This is a genomic window from Streptomyces sp. NPDC001231 (genome assembly GCF_042896885.1).
Classification (GTDB): domain Bacteria; phylum Actinomycetota; class Actinomycetes; order Streptomycetales; family Streptomycetaceae; genus Streptomyces.
Genome location: NZ_JBIAXS010000008.1, coordinates 199,718 through 219,236 on the forward strand (window position 1 = coordinate 199,718; position 19,519 = coordinate 219,236).

General features: G+C 72.7%; 16 protein-coding genes and 1 riboswitch. Of the genes, 13 read left to right on the top strand and 3 right to left on the bottom strand.

Annotated elements, in window-relative coordinates; all coding sequences use genetic code 11:
- Positions 1-369 precede the first annotated feature (369 nt).
- A riboswitch (FMN riboswitch) is annotated at positions 370-500 on the top strand.
- A 154-nt stretch (positions 501-654) separates the two neighbouring features.
- The 9 genes from ACFY3J_RS12635 to ACFY3J_RS12675 all read left to right on the top strand — a co-directional run bounded on the left by ACFY3J_RS12635 (position 655) and on the right by ACFY3J_RS12675 (position 8,101).
- Positions 655-1,263 (top strand): riboflavin synthase, encoded by a 609-nt coding sequence (locus ACFY3J_RS12635; protein ID WP_390840842.1) that lies wholly within the window; start codon positions 655-657, stop codon positions 1,261-1,263.
- Entirely contained in the window at positions 1,260-1,904 is a 645-nt protein-coding gene (locus ACFY3J_RS12640) for a nicotinamide riboside transporter PnuC (protein WP_384175627.1), read from the top strand. The genes ACFY3J_RS12635 and ACFY3J_RS12640 overlap by 4 nt, the downstream gene beginning before the upstream one ends.
- A complete protein-coding gene (locus ACFY3J_RS12645; RefSeq protein ID WP_384175629.1) occupies positions 1,901-3,247 on the top strand; it encodes a bifunctional 3,4-dihydroxy-2-butanone-4-phosphate synthase/GTP cyclohydrolase II in 1,347 nt (448 codons plus the stop codon). The genes ACFY3J_RS12640 and ACFY3J_RS12645 overlap by 4 nt, the downstream gene beginning before the upstream one ends.
- A gap of 22 nt (positions 3,248-3,269) precedes the next feature.
- The gene (ribH, locus tag ACFY3J_RS12650) at positions 3,270-3,755 is read left to right on the top strand and encodes a 6,7-dimethyl-8-ribityllumazine synthase (RefSeq protein WP_225076283.1); all 486 of its coding nucleotides are present in this window, start codon (positions 3,270-3,272) and stop codon (positions 3,753-3,755) included.
- A 34-nt stretch (positions 3,756-3,789) separates the two neighbouring features.
- Complete coding sequence (locus ACFY3J_RS12655; RefSeq protein ID WP_031486114.1) at positions 3,790-4,062, top strand: phosphoribosyl-ATP diphosphatase; 273 nt, start codon at positions 3,790-3,792, stop codon at positions 4,060-4,062.
- Between the two features lie 62 nt (positions 4,063-4,124).
- Positions 4,125-4,973: an ATP phosphoribosyltransferase gene (hisG, locus tag ACFY3J_RS12660; RefSeq protein WP_384175632.1), complete on the top strand. Its 849-nt coding sequence runs from the start codon at positions 4,125-4,127 to the stop codon at positions 4,971-4,973.
- A 21-nt stretch (positions 4,974-4,994) separates the two neighbouring features.
- Positions 4,995-5,462, top strand: a complete 468-nt coding sequence (locus ACFY3J_RS12665; protein ID WP_384175634.1) for a PH domain-containing protein — start codon at positions 4,995-4,997, stop codon at positions 5,460-5,462.
- Between the two features lie 225 nt (positions 5,463-5,687).
- Positions 5,688-7,034 carry a hemolysin family protein gene (locus ACFY3J_RS12670; protein ID WP_384175636.1) on the top strand — a complete coding sequence of 449 codons (1,347 nt, stop codon included), beginning with the start codon at positions 5,688-5,690 and terminating at the stop codon, positions 7,032-7,034.
- Positions 7,031-8,101, top strand: coding sequence for a hemolysin family protein (locus tag ACFY3J_RS12675; protein WP_384175638.1), 1,071 nt, complete (start codon positions 7,031-7,033; stop codon positions 8,099-8,101). The genes ACFY3J_RS12670 and ACFY3J_RS12675 overlap by 4 nt, the downstream gene beginning before the upstream one ends.
- A gap of 238 nt (positions 8,102-8,339) precedes the next feature.
- Here ACFY3J_RS12675 and ACFY3J_RS12680 read toward each other — a convergent pair whose 3' ends face one another.
- The gene (locus tag ACFY3J_RS12680; RefSeq protein WP_384175640.1) at positions 8,340-9,134 is read right to left on the bottom strand and encodes a hypothetical protein; all 795 of its coding nucleotides are present in this window, start codon (positions 9,132-9,134) and stop codon (positions 8,340-8,342) included.
- A 216-nt stretch (positions 9,135-9,350) separates the two neighbouring features.
- Here ACFY3J_RS12680 and ACFY3J_RS12685 point away from each other — a divergent pair, with 216 nt between their 5' ends.
- From ACFY3J_RS12685 to ACFY3J_RS12700, 4 genes are read left to right on the top strand one after another with little or no spacing between them, the layout of a single operon-like run.
- Positions 9,351-10,691: a B12-binding domain-containing radical SAM protein gene (locus tag ACFY3J_RS12685; RefSeq protein ID WP_390840843.1), complete on the top strand. Its 1,341-nt coding sequence runs from the start codon at positions 9,351-9,353 to the stop codon at positions 10,689-10,691.
- Positions 10,688-11,803, top strand: a complete 1,116-nt coding sequence (locus tag ACFY3J_RS12690; protein WP_384175643.1) for a hypothetical protein — start codon at positions 10,688-10,690, stop codon at positions 11,801-11,803. Before ACFY3J_RS12685 ends, ACFY3J_RS12690 begins: the two co-directional genes overlap by 4 nt.
- A 52-nt stretch (positions 11,804-11,855) precedes the next feature.
- Positions 11,856-12,656, top strand: coding sequence for an SIR2 family protein (locus tag ACFY3J_RS12695; RefSeq protein WP_390840844.1), 801 nt, complete (start codon positions 11,856-11,858; stop codon positions 12,654-12,656).
- Positions 12,649-16,386, top strand: a complete 3,738-nt coding sequence (locus ACFY3J_RS12700; RefSeq protein ID WP_390840845.1) for an NACHT domain-containing protein — start codon at positions 12,649-12,651, stop codon at positions 16,384-16,386. The genes ACFY3J_RS12695 and ACFY3J_RS12700 overlap by 8 nt, the downstream gene beginning before the upstream one ends.
- A gap of 25 nt (positions 16,387-16,411) precedes the next feature.
- Here the strand turns inward: ACFY3J_RS12700 and ACFY3J_RS12705 are convergent, their stop codons facing one another.
- Positions 16,412-18,277: an AAA family ATPase gene (locus ACFY3J_RS12705; RefSeq protein ID WP_384175649.1), complete on the bottom strand. Its 1,866-nt coding sequence runs from the start codon at positions 18,275-18,277 to the stop codon at positions 16,412-16,414.
- A 432-nt stretch (positions 18,278-18,709) separates the two neighbouring features.
- Entirely contained in the window at positions 18,710-19,378 is a 669-nt protein-coding gene (locus tag ACFY3J_RS12710) for a uridine kinase (RefSeq protein ID WP_390840847.1), read from the bottom strand.
- Positions 19,379-19,519 lie beyond the last annotated feature (141 nt).

Sequence of the window (19,519 nt, forward strand, 5' to 3'; positions counted from 1 at the left end):
CCGGCCCGGGCGCCGCACGGGAATCGGCCCGGCGCCGCAAGGAGCCTGGCCCGGGCGCCGCACGGGAATCGGTCCGGCGCCGTACGGAATTCGGTCCGGCGTCGTGCGAACACCACAGCTCGCGCCGGATGTTCGGCCCGGTGCGGCGGAACTTGCATGTCCCACACACCTGTTGACCTGCATGGTCTAGTCCTCTTAGTGTCTGACTTCCGCGCAGACCGGTCCGGCGGCGGTGACGACGGCCCTTGCCCGCCGCCGGACCTCCACGCCCGCGCACGGCACGGCGGGCGGTACGTTCTGTGAGCCACCCCACACGCTTCGTCCGTAGTCGCGCCGATCTGGCGTGGCACACTGGCTCTGTACCAGTAGCAGCGCACTCCGGGGTCGGTGAAAGTCCGAACCGGCGGTTATAGTCCGCGACCCGGTCGCTTCCAGCGGCCGGTTGACCAGGTGGAATTCCTGGACCGACGGTTAAAGTCCGGATGGGAGGCAGTGCGCGGCGAGCGAGCACATCCGTGTGCGCCGCCGTCTCTGGGCTCGCCCTTCACGGGCGGGTCCCGTCGGGCGTCGCCCTCCGAGTGTCCTCGTTCGTGCAGTCTGTCGACGTCGGCAGCCCCCGGAGTCCGTGCCCGAAGAGGCAGGAGGACCCGGGAAGTGTTCACCGGAATCGTCGAAGAGCTGGGCGAAGTCACCGCCGTGGAGGACCTCGGCGACGCCGCCCGCTTCCGGCTCCGCGGCCCCGTCGTGACCGAGGGCGCACGGCACGGCGACTCCATCGCCGTGAACGGGGTCTGTCTCACCGTCGTCGAGCACGAGGGTGACGAGTTCACCGCGGACGTCATGGCGGAGACCCTCAAGCGCTCCAGCCTCGGCGTCCTCACCACCGGCTCCCGCGTCAACCTCGAACGCCCCACCGCCGTGGGCGCCCGCCTCGGCGGCCACATCGTGCAGGGGCACGTCGACGGCACCGGCACGATCCTGGACCGCACCCCCTCCGAGCACTGGGAGATCGTGAAGATCTCGCTGCCGCCGGACCTCGCGCGCTACGTCGTCGAGAAGGGCTCCATCACCGTCGACGGCATCAGCCTCACCGTCGTCGAGGCCAGCGACGAACACTTCACCGTCAGCCTCATCCCCACCACCCTGGCGCTGACCACCCTCGGCCTGAAGCAGCCCGGCGACCCGGTCAACCTCGAGGTGGACGTCGTCGCCAAGTACGTCGAGCGGCTGCTCGGCGACCGCGCGCCGGGAGCCGGACGGTGAACTGGCTCAACTCCGAGGCGTTCACCCTCCTCGGCCAGCACATCAAGTGGTCCGACATGACGGGCAACATCATCGGCCTGCTCGGCCTCGCGTTCGGCTGGCGGCGCTCCATCTGGAGCTGGCCCACCCAGTTCCTGTCCGGCCTGATCCTGTTCGCCGCGTTCGCCACCGCCCATCTCTCGGGCAGTGCCGGCAAGCAGATCGTCGTCATGGTGGTCGCCGTCTTCGGCTGGTGGCAGTGGAACCGCGGCAAGGGCCGGGCGGCGGACGGCCACATCGCCGTACGGTTCGCCACCTGGCGCGAGCGTGCCGTGCTGCTCGGCGCCGCCGCGGTCGGCACGGTCGCCGTCGCCGGACTGTTCCAGGCCTACCCCTCGCTGTCCTGGGACCCCTGGCCCGACGCCTACATCTTCGTCGGCACCGTCGTCGCCATGTACGCGCAGGCACGCGGCATGGTCGAGTTCTGGTTCGCCTGGCTGCTCGTCGACGTAGTCGGCGTACCGCTCAACTTCGCCAACGGCTTCGCCTTCTCCGGCTTCGTCTACATCGTCTACGGCGCACTGGTCCTGTGGGGCATGCGCGACTGGTGGCTGCGCACCCGCACGGACGCGCGGCCCGTCCTGGAAGGAGCGCCCGCATGACCGCGGCAACCGTCGTCTACGGCACCGACAACATCGAGGACTTCACACTCGACCCGGTCGAGCAGGCAGTCGCCGACATCGCGGCCGGCCGCCCGGTCGTGGTCGTCGACGACGAGGACCGCGAGAACGAGGGCGACCTCGTCATCGCCGCCGAGAAGGCGACGCCCGAGATCGTCGCCTTCATGATGAGCGAGTGCCGCGGCCTGATCTGCGCGCCCATGGAGAGCGAGGAGCTGGACCGGCTGAAGCTGCCGCAGATGGTCGAGGAGAACACCGAGTCGATGAAGACCGCCTTCACGGTCTCCGTCGACGCCGGTGCCGCCCACGGCGTCACCACCGGCATCTCCGCCTCCGACCGCGCCACCACCCTCCAGCTGCTGGCGAGCGGCACCGCGGAGCCCACCGACCTCGTCCGGCCCGGGCACGTCTTCCCGCTGCGCGCCCGTCCCGGCGGGGTGCTCGTCCGCCCCGGCCACACCGAGGCGGCCGTCGACCTCGCCCGGCTCGCGGGGCTGCGCCCGGCCGGCGCGATCGTCGAGATCGCCGGTGAGGACGGCCGGATGCTCCGCCTGCCCGAACTGATCGTCTTCGCCCGCAAGCACGGCCTGACGATCATCTCCATCGAGGACCTGATCGCGCACCGGCGCCCGCCCGAGCTCCTGGCCCAGCCCGAGCTCCCGGCCCAGCCCGAGCAGGGGGAACGGCCGTCCCAGCCCGCGGTCCTCCGCGAGGCCGAGGTCCGCCTGCCCACCGCGCACGGCGTCTTCACCGCGTACGGCTACCGCTCCACCGCCGACGGCGTCGAGCACGTGGCCCTGGTGCACGGCGAGATCGGCGACGGCGAGGACGTCCTGGTCCGCGTCCACTCCGAGTGCCTCACCGGAGACGTCTTCGGTTCCCAGCGCTGCGACTGCGGCCCCCAGCTGGACACCTCCCTGGAGCGCATCCAGAAGGAGGGCCGGGGAGTGGTGGTCTACCTGCGCGGCCACGAGGGACGCGGGATCGGCCTGATGTCCAAGCTGCGCGCCTACGAGCTCCAGGAGCGCGGCCGGGACACCCTCGACGCCAACCTCGAACTCGGACTGCCCGCCGACGCCCGCGACTACGGCGCCGGCGCGCGGATCCTTCAGGACCTCGGGGTCAGCAGCGTGCGCCTGCTGACCAACAACCCCGACAAGATCGACGCCCTGCTCCGCCACGGCCTGAGGGTCACCGGCCGGGAGCCGATGCCCGTCCAGGCCGGCGAGCACAACCTCCGCTACCTGCGTACCAAGCGGGACCGGATGGGGCACGACCTGCCCTGGCTGGACACCACCGCCGTGTCCACCTGCGGCAACCAGTAAGCGAAAAGACTCGAGGAGACACGTGAGCGGCAAGGGTGCACCGGAACTGTCCGTCCGGAACGTCGGGGACCTCAGGGTCGCCGTCGTCGCGGCGCAGTGGCACGAGAAGGTGATGGACGGACTGGTGGACGGGGCCCTGCGCGCCCTGCACGAGCTGGGGATCGACGAGCCGACCCTGCTCCGGGTGCCGGGCAGCTTCGAGCTTCCGGTGGTGGCGAAGGTCCTGGCCGGGCGCGGCTACGACGCGGTCGTCGCCCTCGGCGTCGTCATCCGGGGCGGCACCCCACACTTCGACTATGTGTGCCAGGGCGTCGCCAACGGCCTGACCCAGGTGTCGGTCGAGACCGGCGTTCCCGTCGGTTTCGGCGTGCTCACCTGCGACACCGAGGAACAGGCCCTGGACCGGGCCGGCCTGGAGGGATCAAGCGAGGACAAGGGCCACGAGGCGGTCACCGCGGCGGTCGCGACCGCCGCCACGCTCCGCTCGGTATCCGAACCCTGGCGGTGAGCAGCCGCCCGAAGCGCGTAGGGTTGGCACCACCATGTCCAAGAAGACGTTCGAGGAGCTCTTCACCGAGCTCCAGCACAAGGCCGCCAACGGCGACCCCGCCACCTCCCGCACCGCCGAGCTGGTCGGCAAGGGCGTCCATGCCATCGGCAAGAAGGTCGTCGAGGAGGCCGCCGAGGTCTGGATGGCCGCCGAGTACGAGGGCAAGGAGGCGGCCGCCGAGGAGATCTCGCAGCTGCTGTACCACGTCCAGGTGATGATGGTCGCCCGCGGCATCTCCCTGGACGACGTCTATGCCCACCTCTGAGCACTCCGAGCACCAGTAACCGCACACACTGTCGTACAAGACGAACGAAGGAAGCCGACCTCATGCTGCGCATCGCCGTCCCCAACAAGGGTTCACTCTCCGGCCCTGCGGCGGAGATGCTGCATGAGGCCGGCTACCAGCAACGGCGGGAGTCCAAGGAGCTGCGGATCGTCGACCCGGTCAACGAGGTCGAGTTCTTCTACCTCCGCCCCCGCGACATCGCGATCTACGTCTCCACCGGCCGCCTGGACATCGGCATCACCGGCCGCGACCTGCTCATCGACTCCGGCGCGGGTGCCGAGGAGATCCTGCCGCTCGGCTTCGCCCGCTCCACCTTCCACTACGCGGCCAAGCCCGGCACGGTCGGCGGCGTCGGGGACCTGAACGGCAAGACGGTCGCCACGTCCTACGAGGGCATCGTCAGCAAGCACCTCGCCGACAGCGGCATCGACGCCTCCGTCGTCCACCTGGACGGCGCCGTCGAGACCGCCATCGAACTCGGTGTGGCCGAGGCCATCGCCGACGTCGTCGAGACCGGCACCTCCCTGCGCAACGCCGGACTGGAGATCGTCGGCGAGTCGATCATGAAGTCCGAGGCGATCGTCGTCCGCCGCACAGGCGCCGACGTCGAGGAGCCCAAGGTGCAGCAGTTCCTGCGCCGCCTCCAGGGCGTCCTGGTGGCCCGGACGTACGTGATGATGGACTACGACTGCCGGGTCGAGCAGCTGGAGAAGGCCGTCGCGCTCACCCCGGGCCTGGAGTCCCCGACCGTCTCCCCGCTGCACAACGAGGGCTGGGTCGCCGTGCGCGCCATGGTCCCCGCCAAGGAGGCGCAGCGGATCATGGACGATCTGTACCAGCTCGGCGCACGGGCCATCCTCACGACGGCCATCCACGCCTGCCGTCTCTGAGGGACGAGGAGGCACACAGAGATGTCCGACCTGCCCGCACTTCCCGTCACCTTCCGGCCGGGCCGCACCCGGGCCGTCCTGCTCACCGCCGGAGCGGCCATATTCGTGGTGATCACGACCGTGGGGCTGCTGCTGGAGCAGCTCAGCCCCGGCGAACGGATGAGTTTCGCCTTCACCGGCGCCCTCCTGGCCGGGGTCCTGGTCCTGCTCGCCCGCCCGAAGGTGGTCGCCGACGACTCGGGTGTCACCGTCGTCAACATCGCCGGCCGGCGCCGTCTGGCGTGGGCCGAGATAATTCAGGTCAATCTGCGCCCGGGTGATCCGTGGGTGTTCCTGAACCTCAGCGACGGCACGAGCCTGGCCGCGCTGGGCATCCAGCCGGGCATAGCGAAACAGCAGGCCATCGCCGATGCGCGCACCCTCCGCGCGCTCGTCGAAGCCCGTTCGGTCCCGGGCTCCGAGCGGTCCCCGGACGAACCTCGGGACTGACTCGGTGCCGTCCGCCCTGCCGCATCCGCCGGTGTCTTGATTAATCTGGTTACGGACGCGTTTTCGCTGCGCCTCCGCCCCTGGGTTCCACGACCGGTGCCAGGGGCTCCTGCTACCCGAGGAGTGACTCCCTCCGGCGATGGACGGATCGTCCTGCAGTACCTGCGCCGCCCCCTGCCGACATAGCGCGGACCTGTTCCGCGCATATGCGGAGGCGGCGGCATCATGACCATCCCCCTGCTGCTCCTCGGAGCGGCGCTTCTGCTCATTCTCGCCAACGGCTTCTTCGTCGCGGCCGAGTTCGGCCTGGTCACGGTCGAGCGCCCGGACGCCGAGAAGGCCGCCGAGGAGGGCGACAGACGGGCCCTCAGGGTCGTCGAGTCCCTCAAGGAGCTGTCCTTCCAGCTCTCCGGCACCCAGCTCGGCATCACCATCACCTCCCTGGTCGTCGGCATGCTCGCCGAACCGGCGCTGGCCGGGCTGCTGCGCGGCCCGTTCGCGGCGGCCGGTGTCCCCGGCGGAGCCGTCTCCGGGGTCGCCGTCGTCGTCGGCATGCTGCTGGCCTCGGCGGTCCAGATGGTGATCGGCGAACTCGTACCCAAGAACTGGGCGGTCTCCCGGCCCCTTCAGGTGGCGCGTTTCGTGGCCGGCCCGCAGCACCTCTTCTCGCGCCTGTTCCACCCGGTGATCGCGGCGCTCAACACGGTCGCCAACCGCCTGGTGCGCGCCCTGGGCGTCGAACCCACGGAGGAGCTGGCCTCCGCCCGCACCCCCGGCGAGCTGGTCTCGCTGGCCCGCCACTCGGCCCGGGCCGGCGCCCTCGAACAGGACACCGCGGACCTCTTCGTGCGCACCCTGTCCCTGGGCGACCTGACCGCACAGCACGTCATGACCCCGAGGGTGAAGGTCAGCGCGCTGCAGTCCTCGGCGACCGCCGAGGACGTGGTGAACCTCACCCGTGCCACCGGCCTGTCCCGCTTCCCCGTCTACCACGAGAAGATCGACGAGGTCGTCGGCATGGTCCACCTCAAGGACGCCCTCGCGGTGCCGTCCGACGCGTGGCTGCGCACCCCGGTGGGCCGTATCGCCCGCCCGGCACTGCTGGTCCCCGAGACCCTGCCGGTGCAGCCGCTGCTCGCCCAGCTGCGCAACGAGCAGCCGATCGCGGTCGTCGTCGACGAGTACGGCGGCACCGCGGGCGTCGTCACCCTGGAGGACATCGTCGAGGAGCTCGTCGGCGAGGTCCGCGACGAGCACGACGCCACGGACGTGCCGGAACTCGCGCCGGCCCCGCCCGAGGACGGGAGCCCCGCCTGGGACGTCGACGGCGGCTGCCGGGTCGACCTGCTCCGGCGGATCGGCCTGGACGCGCCCGAGGGCCCGTACGAGACCGTCGCCGGCCTGGTCGCCGACCTGCTCGGCCGCATCCCGGCCCCCGGCGACAGCGCCGAGCTGCCGGGCTGGCGGCTGGCCGTGCGCCAGGTCGGGCACTACCGCGCGGAGCGGGTGCGGCTGGTCCGCACCGCCACCGCGGCGGACCCGGTCCCGGCCGTGGCGGAGGCCGCCCGATGAGCTTGATCCAACTGCTTTTCGCCGCGCTTCTGGTCCTCGCCAACGGCTTCTTCGTCGGTGCCGAGTTCGCCCTCGTCTCCGTCCGCCGCAGCCAGATCGAACCGCTCGGCACGGCCCGGGCCCGGCAGGTGCTGCACGGCCTGGAGCGGCTGCCGCAGATGATGGCCGCCGCCCAGTTCGGCATCACCGTCTGCTCGCTGACCCTGGGCGCCGTCGCCGAGCCGACGGTGGCCCGGCTGCTGGAGCCCGTGTTCGCATGGCTCCACATGCCCAGCGGCATGGTCCACCCGCTCGGCTACGTCATCGCGCTCGCGGCCGTGGTCTTCTTCCACCTCGTCATCGGCGAGATGGTGCCGAAGAATCTCGCGATGGCCGCCCCTGAGAAGGCCGCGCTGTGGCTCGGCCCCGGTCTGGTCGCCTTCGCCCGGCTGTGCCGGCCGATCACGGTGGCGCTCGGCGCCTGCGCCAAGGGTGTCCTGCGGCTCTTCCGCGTCGAGCCCAAGGACGAGGTCGAGGCCGCCTTCACCAGCGTGCAGCTGGGCCGGCTGGTGGAGGACTCCCGACAGGCGGGGCTGCTGGACCCCGAGGAGCAGGAGCGTCTGGAGGACGCCCTGGAGCTGGGCTCGCGCCCGGTGACCGACGTCCTGCTCGCGCCCGAGGCGCTGGTCACGGTCGGCCCGTCGGTCACCTCGGCCGAGATCGTCGCGCTCACCGCCCGGACGGGCTACTCGCGCTTCCCGGTCGCCGCGGGCAACGGTGCCTTCCTGGGGTATCTGCACGTCAAGGACGTGCTCGACCTGGAGGACCTCGACGGGGCGGTGCCGCAGCGGGCCTGGCGGCCGATGACCACGCTGCGGGCCGATCTGCCGCTCGACGACGCCCTGACGGTGATGCGCCGGGCCGCGACCCATCTGGCCCAGGTGGCCGACACCACCGGCCGGGTGCTGGGCCTGGTCGCCCTGGAGGACGTACTGGAGCTGCTGGTCGGCGAGGTCACAGACCCGGCCCACCGCACCCCGACTCTCACGTCCCCCCGTCCCACCCCCCGGCAGGCCCTCACAGCCTGACCCACCACGGCCACCGGCCCACCCGCTTCACGGGGGTGGGCCGGTGGCCGTTGGACCGAGCATCGTCGCGCCGGCCGGGGCGGGTCTCCGTCCTCGGAGGAGCCCCTCGCCGGTTGCGCCGGGGGCGCCCCGCGGGCCGACCTCCGTTGCCCACTGGGGGCCGCCGCCGCGCAGCGCCGTCGTGGTGCCACGGGGCGGACCGGCGCGCCGAGCGTCGCTCACAGGCCGGGGCAGCTCGTCAGTCGGAGGCCGGGCCGGGCGCCGGGGTCGGGCCCGGAGCCGCGGCTGGACCCGTACCCGGGGTCGGGTCCAAGGGCCGGGACTGGTGCCAGAGGTGTTCGTACTGGTGGAGCCAGTAGCGGTGCCATGTCTCGTGGGCGCGGCGGGTGAGGCGCAGGTGCATTCGGCTGGTGACGGCCTCGTTGCGGATGCCGTGCAGTTCCAGGACCAGCCAGCCGTCCCGCTCGCCCGGGTCGACGGCCAGCAGGCTGAAGCCGGGGTTGTAGGGGAGCACCCGGTACTCGAAGGTGCCGGTGCGCGGCCAGGAGTCCATGGTGCCCAGCTGCCGGAGCACCGTGTCGAGCGACGGCCGCAGCCGCTGCAGCGGAGCGTCCAGGCTGTCGTCCAGCTGGTGTTCGGCGACCGCGACGGCGTCCGTGGCCGCCGGGTCCAGCACCACCACCCGCACCGACCCCTCCGGCCGGCTCAGCACATGGTGCCGCAGCGCCTGGGACACCTGCGGCGTCAGGAAGTTGACCGCGCTCGGCGCGAACAGCCAGACGGTACGGGCCGTTTCCAGCCGCTTGGCGAGCGGCGGCGAGGCCTCCTGGAGCGCGACCCGGTCCCCCAGCAACTCGTCCCCGGACGGGCCCCGGGTCTCCAGCGCCGACCGGTACACCAGCAGGGCGACCGCCGCGAGCAGCGCCGCCCACCGCAGGTCCACCGGCACGATGTCACCGATGACCGACAGCACGGCGAACACGGCGGCCAGCGCCGCGGCGACATAGACCTCGACATTGCGCAGATGCCTCATCCGGGCCGATGTTTCCGCATGGCGGGATCCACCGCAACTGCCCCGTGCGCGGCACTTGTTGAAGCGCGCGCACCGCTGCCCCGGTCCTCGCCGGTGTGGCATGGTTCGCTACACGGCGCGCCCGGCGCACGAGGTCCGGCCGGCGCGGCGGCTCTCCGCACCCCCGTACTTCCGTACTGTCCGGGAACACTCGCGCGACCCGCCAGGAGGCCGGCCATGCTGATCCGGATCGTCTCAGCGCCCTGTGTGAGCGCCTATCTCAACCTGGACCACCACTTCGTGGAGCTGGGCGAGGTCGCCGCCCATCTGCGTGACCGCGCCGGACACGAGGTCCGCGTCGTCGACGGCGTCCTGCCCGAGGTCACCTGGGACACGGTCGTCGAGGAGGCGCTGCACGCCACCGGACTCGTCGTCCTGCACGTCACCCTGGACAACACCCTGGAGACGGCCCGTACCATCCGGCTGCTGCGCCAGCTGTCCCCCGGCACCCGGATCGCCCTGTACGGGCGGGGCGCCTACCACCTGCGCCGGCTCTTCCAGCGCACCGACGCCGACTGGATCGTCCTGGAGCAGGACTGGGAGCCGGCACTCGCCGAGATCGCCGCCCAGGTGGCCGCCGGCGCCGAGCCGGGACCCGTGCCCGGCACCCTGACCCGGACGGCCGGCACCTGGACCCGCGGCCCGGCCGGCGTCCGCCTGGCCGGCGACTGGGAGCTGCCCGCACTGGACCTGCTGCCCGTCGCCGGGTACGCGCGACTGCCCGCGGACGAGTCGTACCCGGGCCGCGAACCCGAACGGGAGCTCGCGGTCGGTGTGTCACGCGGCTGCGACAGCTACTGCGGCTACTGCCCGATCCCCGACGTGATGGGCCGCCACGAGTACTTCCGCACGGGCCTGGACACCCTGGCCGGCTATCTGCGCGCGGCCCGCGAGAGCCACGGATACACCGCCGTCTCGCTGTTCGGGGCCAACTTCACCGCCCACCGCGACTACGTCCACGACTTCTGCGCCCGCGTCGGCACCCCGCGCACCGGGGTCACCTGGAAGTGCGTCACCTCGCACGCCGAACTCGACCCGCCGCTGCTGGGCGAGATGGCCGCGGCCGGCTGCACCCGGGTGGCCGTCGGCGTGGAGTCGCTGCTCCCGGACGGCCGGAACCGCTTCTCCGGACGCGTCGGCGCCGAGCGGCTGGCCGACCTGGGCGCCTGGTGCGCGGCCGAGGGCATCCTGCTGATCTGCTTCGTCATGGTGGGGCTGCCCGGCCAGACCCGCCACGAGGTCGCCGTGACCCTGGACACCGTGCGCGCGGCCGGCGCCGTACCCCGCCCGATGACGTACGTCGACTACCGCCGGCTCGCCGCGGCCGAGGACTTCGCCGATGTGTTCTGGGCCAACCGCAAGACGGTGAGCGAGCCGTTCGGCCGCGGCATCCTCTCCATGCGGGACACGGCCCTGGCCGTGCACTCCTGGGAACGCTGGCTGGACACGGTGGGCCCGGCCGACGGCCGGCCCAGCGACGAGCGCCCCTCCGCGGCGCCCCGCCGGCCGGCCCTGTGAACGTCCCCCCGGCGCCGGACCTGGCCCCCACCGGGCCCGGCGGGGCGCCCTGGCCGGTCACCACCTGGTACGGCGCGGTGGAGACCGAGTTCACCGCGGTCTTCGTCCAGGACCTGTGGAGCACCCCGCTGCGCACCGCCGCCGCGCACTGGCTGGGCCCGGCCGCCGTGCACTACGTCGAGGCGATGCCCGGCCGCAAGTACCGCGCCGTACTGCCCTGGCTGACCCTCGGCCGCCCCGGTCGGCTCGTCCACCGCTGTCTGGTGCCGGAGCTGCTGTTCGCGGTTTTCTACTGCCTCGACGACCTGCTCGACCGCAAACGCGTGCGCTACGGCACCGCCACGGCCTACGCGGCCCACGGACGCCGCGAGCTGACCCGCTCCCTGGAGGCCGCCCGGCGGGGCGTGCCGCGCTCGGGACCGCTCGCCGGGCTGCCCGGCGAGCTGTGGGAGGAGTGCGTGACCGGGATGGCCGACGGCCAGTCACAGCGGCACGCGCTGACCACCGACGCGTTCTCCTGGGAGCGCTACACCGAGGCGGCCCGGCGGCGCACCGCCTTCGTCGGGCGCGCCTGGGCCGACGTCCTGACCGCCGGCGGCGACCCACGCGCGGCGGCCTTCGTCACCACCGCCTACCCCTGGTGCGCCGAGGCCGGCCAGCTGCGCAACGACCTGCGCAACACCACCGCCAGGGAGAGCCGCGACGGCGGACTGCGCCACTCCGACCTCGGCGACGGCAGGGTGACCGCGGTCTCGGGACTGCTGTGGCGGCGCGCCGACCCCGCCGACCGGCAGTGGCTCGCCGGCCGGGTGTGGGGCCGCGGCCCGCTCGGCGCCGAAGCACTCGTCCGGGTGGACCGGATGCTGGAGCACTATGCCGTGCGCTCCCATGTCGCCCTGGCCACAGGCCGGTTGACCCGCCGGATCCGAGCGGCCCTCGATGCGATCGAGGACCCGCGGGTGCGTGCGGTGTGGGACGCTTGGGTCACCCGGCAACTGGAGGTCGGGGTCCGGCACGACTACGGCCACGGCCGGGGCAACGCCTCCGTCTCCCGCTTCCGCTCCGCCGTCGCGGAGCTGCGCGGCCCCGCCGGGCGGACGGACACCGAGTGATCGACGGACGTACGACCGACGCACGACGAACGAACGGGGACGGTGGACGCGGATGACAGCAGCCGACGGAGTGCTCGGACACCTCGCCGCACGGGCCGCGGAGGGCCGCCTGGCCGTCCTCGTGGGCGCCGGACTGTCCATGGGCGCCGGATACCCCGGCTGGGGCCGGCTCTTCGCCCCGCTCGGGCAGGCCCTGGGCCCGGCGGCCGGCGGCACCCCGCTGCCCGACGACCTGCCCGCGCTGGCCGAGGCGTACGAGGCGGAGTACGGCCGCAACAGCCTCGTCTCCCATCTGCGCCGCGAACTGCGCCGCTCCCTCGCCTACACCGAGGCGCACCGGGCACTGGCCGCCACCGGCCTCAAGGAGATCCTCACCACCAACTACGACGTGCTGCTCGAGGAGGCCCTGCAGGACGTCGCGGGCCCGGTCGACGTCGTCGTACGGGACTCCGACCTCGCCTACACCGCCCCCGCCCGCCCCCGGCTGGTCAAGATGTGCGGCGATGTGCTCAACCCGGAGACGCTGACCGTCACCCGCCGGGACTTCGCGGTCTACGGCGCGGTCAAACCCAGGCTCGCCGAGCACGTCCGCGGTCTGCTGGAGACCCATGAACTGCTGGTGCTCGGCGCCGGACCGTCCGACCCGGAGTTCAACATGCTCTGGGATCTGGCGACCGCCGGGCTCGGTGAGCACAAACCCGTCGGCTGGGTGCTGACCGCCGACGTCTCGCCCCTGCAACAGCGGGTCGCGCTCACCCGGGGGCTGCGCACCCTGCCGCTCGACGTGACGGACGACGGCGTCACCCGGGCCCTGGCCCGCTGGCTGGACGGACTGAGCGCCGCCCATGCCTGACGCCCTGCCGGAGTTCGACCCGCACCTCGTCGTCGAACTGGCACGGGCCTGGGAGACCGGCTCCCTGGCCGTGGTCCTGGGCCCCGAGTTCGACCGCGAGACGGATGAGACCGTCCGCACGGCGCTGCTCGCCGAACTCGGCCGCGCCGACGAGTCCTCGCCCCCTCCGCTGGGCCGGCTCACCGAGGAGTACCTGGCCCGCTTCGGCCGCGCCGCCCTGATCACCCTGCTGCGCACCGCAGGACGCCCGGCGGTGCCCGGCGAGACGCCCGCACGGCCCCCTTCGCCCTCCGAGGCGCTCCATGAATGGCTCGCGGCCCGCCCACCGGCCTGCCTCCTGGTCACCTCGCTGTATCCGACGGCCGAACACGCCTACCGCCGCTTCCGGCGCCCCTTCCACGTCGTCAAGACCGAGACGGCGATCGCCTTCTGGGACACCGCACAGCCCCAGATCGTCCATCTCTTCGGCTGTCTGGACGCCCCGCAGGACGCCCTGCTCGGCGAACGGGAGCGGCGGGCCGCCCGCTTTCTGCGCCCCCTGCTCACCGCTCGCCTGGCCGACCTGCCCGCCTCGCACACCCTGGTCCTCGTCGGCTTCGCCCCGTACGACCCGGTCCTCGAAGAACTCCTGGCACCCGCCCTGCACTCGCTCGGCGCCTACTGGCGCGGCGCCGTCGTGGTGCTGCCCGAGGCCGACGAGGGCGTGCGCGCCGCCTATGGGCGGCGCCAGATCAAGGTCGTCACCACCGGCGGCGCCCCCACCGCCGCCTACACCCGGGACCTGCTCGACCTGGTCCGCGGCACCGCCGAACGGCAGGGCACCGAGGCGCTGCGCGGAGAGTCACCGGCCATAAGGGAGTGCGAGGAGCAACTCGGCGTCCTCGGCTGGAGCGCACAGCACTCGGTACGGCTGAGCGACCGTGCCGTGGAGTCGGTCTTCGGCCACCCCACCGAACCCGGGCCGCTCACCGCGCACATCGTGGAGGGCGAGCTGTCGGGCGGCGATGTGCGCCGGCTCGCCGAACGCGTCGGCGGACACGGCCGGGGCATGGCCGTCACCGAGACCAGGATCTCCAACACCGCCCGCCGGCTCGCCGCCGCCGACGACCGGCTCGAACTGCACACACGCCAGTCCCTGCTGGAGCGCGTCCTCGGCGTCGAACCGTATCTGCGCTGGATCCTCGACGAGTACGAGAACGGAAGCCAGCGCGGCGCCTATGTGGACCTCCAGTGCCGGCGCCCGCTGTCCGACGCGGTGGCTCCGGTGCGCGGCGACGCCTACTGGCTCGACGACTACGTCGACTCCTGGCTGCGCGAGCGCTCGCACAGCCAGCTGACCCTGCTCGGCGAACCCGGCAGCGGCAAGTCCTGGTACTGCCGGCACCTCGCCTACGCCCTGGCCCGCCGCTGCCTCGACGACCCCGACCGCGGACGTGTCCCCGTGCTCGCCCTGCTGTCGGAGATGCCGGCCACCGGCTCGCTGGAGGACTTCCTGATCGCGCAGATGCGCGGCAAGGGCGCCGAGCTCCTCGGCGGAAAACAGTCCTTCCGGTACGCCAACGACACCGGCCGGCTGGTCGTCATCCTCGACGGGCTCGACGAACTGCGCTGGCAGGTCACCCCCGAACGCGCCCGGCGCACGCTGGCCGAACTCGCTGGTCTGGTAGGCGCCCGGAGCAAGATCCTGCTGGCCAGCAGGCCCGGCTACTTCGAACAGGACCGCTCCGCCCTGCGCCCCGGTGGTGCTCCGGGCGCGCCGCTGTCCGGGAGCGCGTTTGAGGACACCGCCGGCGTTCCCGGACTCCGGCTGTCGGACGGGTCCACCTTCGAGGTGATCCGGCTCGCCGACCTCGGCTACGAGCAGCGCGTCCAGGCCCTGGTGCGCCGGCTCGGCACCCGGTCGGAACCGGTGCGGAGGCTGATCGACGCCAGCAGCGCCCTGACCGACCTGGCCCGGCTGCCCGGTCTGCTCGACCTGATGTCCGTGGTGCTGGCCGTGCCCGGCCGCGAGGCCCCGACGACCGCCTCGGAGCTGTTCGAGGAGTACGTCACCGTCCTGCTCGGCGGCGCCGAACGCGTCGCCGTCGACGGCGCGGCGGTCCGCGCCGACACCGACCGGCTCGCGGCGCTCGCGGGCCGGATGCGCAGCCGGGCCACCCACGCCCTGCCGCTGCCCGAGGCCCGCGGCATCCTCGGCGTGCCCGAACCCGCCTCCGCCGGGACGGCCGGGCCGCTGAGCACCGACCCCCGCTGGGAGGCCTTCCTGCGGGTGGCCGCCGACGGCACCGTGCGCTTCCGGCTCAAGACCATGCGCGAGTTCCTCACCGCGCGCAGCCTGTGCACGGCGCTGCGGGCCGGGGACCGGGCCCCGCTGGACGAACGGCTGCTGCTGCCCGAACCGGTCGGCTACCTGGCCGAGCAACTGGCCTCCGCCGGACTGTCGCCGCTGGACTGGCTGCCCGCGGGTGGGTCGGCGCCTGCCGTCCGCGAGCCCGCCGCCGGACCGGTGGGCTCCCTGGTCGGCGGCCGGCTGCCCGCCAACTGCCTCTCCCTGGCCAACCGCATGGGCGTCTCCCTGGCCGGCCGCTCGCTGCGCGGACTCGATCTGCGCGGCGCCGACCTCCAGGGCGCCCGGCTCGCCGGCGCCGATCTGCGCGACTGCGATCTGCGCTCGGTGCTGCTCCAGGGGGCCGTGGTGACCGGAGCCGACCTGCGGGGCGCCTGGCTGCACGGCGCGATGCTGCACGAGACCCAGGTGGTCTCCGCGGTGGGCATGCTGCCCGACGACGGCGAGGTCGTGGCCGGCACCGCCGAGGGCCTGGTGCAGGTGCTGGACCGGGCCCGCCTGGACACCCTGGAGACCATGCGCTGCCCGGGGGTCTTCCGGAACATGGCCCTGATGTCCCACGGCCGCTATGTGGTGGCGGCCGCCCTCGACGGCGGTGTGTATCTGGCGGACCGGGAGAACGGGCAGGCGTTCCTGGAGATCGCCCACCACGGCGCCCCCACCACCTCGGCCGTCGCGGTCGGGGACACCCGGCTCGCCTCGGGCGGCACCGACGGTTCCGTACGCCTGTGGACCCTCGACGGCGACGAGGTGTGGCAGACGCGGGTCTCCTCCGGCTACGTACGCTCCCTCGCCCTGGACCCGGACGCCGGCCTGATGTTCGCCGGCTCCTCCGCCGGAACCGTCACCGCCCTGGACGCCGTCACCGGCCGGCCCGTCAGGCAGTGGGTCGCGCACCCGGACGCCGGGGTGTACTGCCTGTGCGCGTTGCCGGGCACGGGCCTGGTGGCCAGCGGCAGCGACGACCGCAGGATCCGGCTCTTCGTCCAGGACGACGGCAGCCATGCCGCCGACCTCGCCGTACTGGGCGACACGGTGCTCGGCCTGGTGTACGACGCGGGCACCGGGGTGCTCTACTGCGGCTGCCGGGACGGCACGCTCAGCTCCTGGGACCTGAGGCACCGGGAGCGCAACTGGTCGGTGGGCGGGGGACACGCCGTGCTCTCCGTGGCGCTGCACACCAAGTCCGGGGTGGTGGCGACGGCCGGCGCGGACGGCTGGGTACGGCTGTTCGACAGTGGTTCGGGGGAGCCGCTGGGCGAGCGGCTGGTCGGCCGCCGCTCCGAACCGGACTGGCACGGCGTGGACCTGCGGGGCACCACGGGCTGGCACCGGGAGTGGCTGCGCTTCATGGGCGAACGCGGCGCGATCCTCGACGACTGACCGTCCTCGGTGGCAGGGGCCTTGCTCACACCCCCGACGGATCCTGGGGCCCCCGACCCGACAGCACCTCCCCGTACGCCTGCATCAGGTCCGGCAGCCGCAGGGTCGACAAGTCGTCCCGGGTCGGCGTTGCCGGGTACGTCGACAACCTCAGGTCCCGGTAGGCGCAGCTCTTCTCGTAGAGGGTCCGCAGGAACCGGCCGTTGCCGAGTTCGTCGATCCAGCCCTGGTCGACCACGTGCCCGGCGATCGAGTGCAGTTCGTCCCGCGCCTCGTCGTCCCACAGGTCGCCGTTCTCCGTGGCGAGCACCTTGCCGATCTCGGTGAGTTCCGTCGGCCGGTACGAGGGGAAGTCCACCCGGGTGGTGAAGCGCGACGACAGCCCGGGGTTCGCGGCGAGCAGGCGGTCCATGCCCTCGGGGTAGCCGGCGAGGATCACCACCAGGTGGTCGCGGTTGTCCTCGGCCCGCTTGAGCAGCACCTGGAGGGCCTCGTCGCCGTACGCGTCGCCCTTGCCGTAGCCCGAGTTCGACAGGGAGTAGGCCTCGTCGACGAAGAGCACCCCGCCGATCGCGGAGTCGATGAGCTCGTTGGCCTTGACGGCGGTCTGCCCCAGATATTCGCCGACCAGGTCGGCCCGCTGCGCCTCCACCAGATGGTCGCCGCCGAGCAGGCCGAGCGCGTAGAAGACACGGCCGAGGATGCGGGCGACGGTGGTCTTGCCGGTGCCCGAGGGGCCGGAGAAGACGAAGTGGCGTTTGGGCGGCTGCACGGGCAGCCCCTGCCCGGCCCGCAGCCGTGCCATGTTCAACTGCGCCGACAGGGCCTTGACCTGCCGTTTCACCGGTTCCAGCCCCACCATGCGCTCAAGTTCGGAGAGTGCTTCCTCCAGTAACGCCGGGTCGGTGGGCCCGGTGGGCAGCGGCGCGTCGGCGGCCGGGGCACGCCGGCGCACCGCCGGATCGGTCACCGACGGCAGCGGACCGGTCACCGACAGGTCGGTCCCGGACAGCTTCAGGTCCCGGCCCTCGGTGCCGAACAGCGGGTCCAGCAGATCCGGGCCGTCCATGAGGTCCTGCCCGAGGCCGGTGAGGGTGATCGCGGCGAGGCCGGCCGTGTCCTCGTACCCGTCGCCCTCGGCGATCGCCGTGAGCCGCGCCGAGGTGTCCATGAAGGCCGGATCGACCCGGTGCACCGCCCGGTACAGGGGCAGCGCCGCCGCGCTGCGGCCGGTGCCCTCGTGCGCCCGCGCGAGCCAGTACCTGAGTTCCTTGCGCTGCGGCTGCTCGCTGCGGCAGCGCATCAGCGCGGCCGACAGCAGCGGCTCGGCCTGCCCGTACATCTCCAGGCGCACCCGGGCCATGCCGCCGAACAGTCCGGCCTCGATGCCGAGCAGCGGATCGTCGAGCAGCGGGTCGGTGTGCCGGACGAGCTGTTCCCAGTCCTTGACGAGGTAGGCGCGGCAGGCGTGCAGAAAGCGGACCTGGGGGTCGGCGTCCACCGGCGGCAGCCCGGCCAGCGCGCGGTCCAGCTCGGGGACATGGCGGCCGTCCAGCCAGTGCGAGGCGTGCGCGAGCAGCAGGTCGCGCGGCCTCTCCAGCACGGGCTGCACCCACCAGCCCAGCCAGTACCAGGAGTTGAGGGTGCGGCGGTGCCGGGCACGCTGTTCGCCGAAGCGGTCGCGGTGCCGGAACATCCTGAGCAGCGCGGTCGTCGTGTCGACGCGCAGCGCGTGCAGACCGAGCCAGCCGTCGGCCATCCCCGGGTCCAGCCGCACCGCGGCCCGGAACTCCTCCTCCGCCTGCGGATAGGCGCCCATGGTGTAGGCGTCCACGCCTCGCAGCCACGCGAGGTCGGCCGGGGCCTTCGGGCCCTGCGTGCCGAAGTCCATCACGTCCCCCACAAACCGTGCCCCCGAAGGTTCGCCGCCAGGCATCCACCTGACGGCTTCCTGTGGTCGAACCGCTGTACCGCGGACCGGAGTTGCAGGTGCGCGAAGCAGTCGTTCAAAGGTCGCACCGAGGGCATCGTACCTGCGGGGCCGCCGCCCGCCGAAGGGTGCCGCACTGGCTGTTCGGCGACGTGGCGGGTGCACGGGACGCACCCGGTGTGGTGACCGAGGGTGAGCGAATGACGTCGCGCAGCGTCCGGAAAACGCCAAGAAGGCAGAACGAAGCCCCCGATCACGGGGGAACAACCGGGGGCTTCGTGACTGCGGGCGGTACGCGATGACCGCTCCTTCAGAACGTAAGACCTGTACGACCCCCCGGTCAAGCGGAGTTGGGGGACTTGGGAAAGTTGCCCGGCAAGGGCCTTCACAAGTTCAGCACATTGCCGATGGCCCGTCACCGAGGGTGACGAACTGGTCCGGTCCAACGGCCCCGGCAGGCCCTGACAGCACCGCGTATCCCTCTGGCAACTGCCGCACCAGAAGATCAGCGAAGGGCCGCGAGGGGTCCTCGGCGAAGTGCCGCCGCTCGGCCTCGACCCACCCGGCCCAGAACTCCCGCTGTTCCTCGCCGTCGCGCGACCGGCCCCGCGCCCAGGCCTCCTCCCGTGGCAGATCCATCCACAGCAGGTGCGCCAGATACGGACGCAGTGCCCGCCGTCCGGCGCCCACGCCCTCCACAAGGACTACGGGCGCCTGCGGCAGCGTCCGCGCGGCCCCGAACCGCCGCGCCCGCCAGTCGTAGGGGGCGTAGCGCGCCGCCGCTCCTCGCCCGAGGGGCTCGACGACCTCGCTCAGCAGCCGACCCTGCCACGCGAACAGTTCCTCATGGCTGGCGACGTCGTCCAGGTGCAGCACGGGCGCGCCCCCCAGTGCCGCGGCCAACTTCCCGGTGAACGTGGACTTCCCGGATCCCGCGTGCCCGTCGACGCCGACCAGCCGCACGGTCCCGCAGGACGGCGGCGCATCACGAAGGAAGGCGGCGAGGGCGCGGATGGCGATTCCCGGAGTGCGTAGAGGGGGCGGTGTGTTCTCCGTGGTCATTCTAGTGACCGCTCCCCGCGCCGCCGGTGGCCGCGCGGGCGGACCGCCTGACTGGCGACGCGGGGACCCGGCGCAGGTCATGCCAGTGGTGGAGACCAATATTGATGGGCGTGGCGTATGTCGAAGTGCTGGCCGGAGGCC

What these genes read in the sequence shown, in the direction of transcription:
- ACFY3J_RS12645 (WP_384175629.1), top strand. Translation starts at nt 1,901, where the DNA reads ATGACCGCGGCAACCGTCGTCTACGGCACCGACAACATCGAGGACTTC.
- ACFY3J_RS12655 (WP_031486114.1), top strand. Translation starts at nt 3,790, where the DNA reads ATGTCCAAGAAGACGTTCGAGGAGCTCTTCACCGAGCTCCAGCACAAG.
- hisG (WP_384175632.1), top strand. Translation starts at nt 4,125, where the DNA reads ATGCTGCGCATCGCCGTCCCCAACAAGGGTTCACTCTCCGGCCCTGCG.
- ACFY3J_RS12665 (WP_384175634.1), top strand. Translation starts at nt 4,995, where the DNA reads ATGTCCGACCTGCCCGCACTTCCCGTCACCTTCCGGCCGGGCCGCACC.
- ACFY3J_RS12670 (WP_384175636.1), top strand. Translation starts at nt 5,688, where the DNA reads ATGACCATCCCCCTGCTGCTCCTCGGAGCGGCGCTTCTGCTCATTCTC.
- ACFY3J_RS12675 (WP_384175638.1), top strand. Translation starts at nt 7,031, where the DNA reads ATGAGCTTGATCCAACTGCTTTTCGCCGCGCTTCTGGTCCTCGCCAAC.
- ACFY3J_RS12680 (WP_384175640.1), bottom strand. Translation starts at nt 9,134, where the DNA reads ATGAGGCATCTGCGCAATGTCGAGGTCTATGTCGCCGCGGCGCTGGCC.
- ACFY3J_RS12685 (WP_390840843.1), top strand. Translation starts at nt 9,351, where the DNA reads ATGCTGATCCGGATCGTCTCAGCGCCCTGTGTGAGCGCCTATCTCAAC.
- ACFY3J_RS12695 (WP_390840844.1), top strand. Translation starts at nt 11,856, where the DNA reads ATGACAGCAGCCGACGGAGTGCTCGGACACCTCGCCGCACGGGCCGCG.
- ACFY3J_RS12700 (WP_390840845.1), top strand. Translation starts at nt 12,649, where the DNA reads ATGCCTGACGCCCTGCCGGAGTTCGACCCGCACCTCGTCGTCGAACTG.
- ACFY3J_RS12705 (WP_384175649.1), bottom strand. Translation starts at nt 18,277, where the DNA reads ATGGACTTCGGCACGCAGGGCCCGAAGGCCCCGGCCGACCTCGCGTGG.
- ACFY3J_RS12710 (WP_390840847.1), bottom strand. Translation starts at nt 19,378, where the DNA reads ATGACCACGGAGAACACACCGCCCCCTCTACGCACTCCGGGAATCGCC.